The organism is Stenotrophomonas maltophilia group sp. RNC7, assembly GCF_030910085.1.
Lineage (GTDB): Bacteria > Pseudomonadota > Gammaproteobacteria > Xanthomonadales > Xanthomonadaceae > Stenotrophomonas > Stenotrophomonas sepilia.
Window position 1 is genome coordinate 1 of sequence record NZ_JAVFVN010000553.1, and the last position, 632, is coordinate 632.

Annotated in this window: 1 protein-coding gene; it reads left to right on the forward strand. The window is 61.6% G+C overall.

What is annotated here, in order from left to right; all coding sequences use genetic code 11:
- Nucleotides 1–33: 33 nt before the first annotated feature.
- Nucleotides 34–632, forward strand: a 599-nt coding sequence (locus RCF13_RS10765; RefSeq protein ID WP_308141153.1) for a hypothetical protein, incomplete at its 3' end; no start/stop codon positions are given.

A 632-nucleotide genomic window follows, 5' to 3' on the forward strand; every position in this document is an offset into this window, starting at 1 on the left:
CTAATGCCTTCCACGCACGCATTCGCGCAGTGCGTGAGCGCCCCACCTGCGACGCTGAACCAGAGTTCCGGTACCTGCGTCGAAAGCAACGTCACACGCAATGGCACTGGAACGGCGTCAGCTGTTTCCGTCTCCAACAGCGCTTCGTACTCGGGCACGGGCGTCACTCTCACTGGGCAAAGTGGTTTTGCGGCCGTCTCTATTAACAATACTGCCACGCTTGAGTTGACGGATAGCACAGTCACTGCGGTCGGGGTCTCGACAGGTGTGGCAGGCCTGACGCAATTCAGCGGCACGGGCGCACTGAACGGCGCGACGATCTCGGCCACGTCAGTCGGCAACTCTGTTGGTGTAGAGGTCCAGTCTGGCACTATGACCATCGGCAGCAGTGCTACCGGTGCAACGCACGTAACCGCGACAGCGACCGGTACTAGCCTCGGCGCCGGCACCGCCCTGCGCGCCTCAGGCAGCGGGGCGATCATCAATGCAACCGATGTCATACTCGAGGCCAGCGGTCAGAGCACATATACCAGCTCAGGAGCCTATGCGACTGCTGGCGCGATCCACCTGACCGGTGGTAGCATTACAGTGAGCGGTAGCGGTGGGAGTAACGGTCTCTGGGCTCTTTCGGG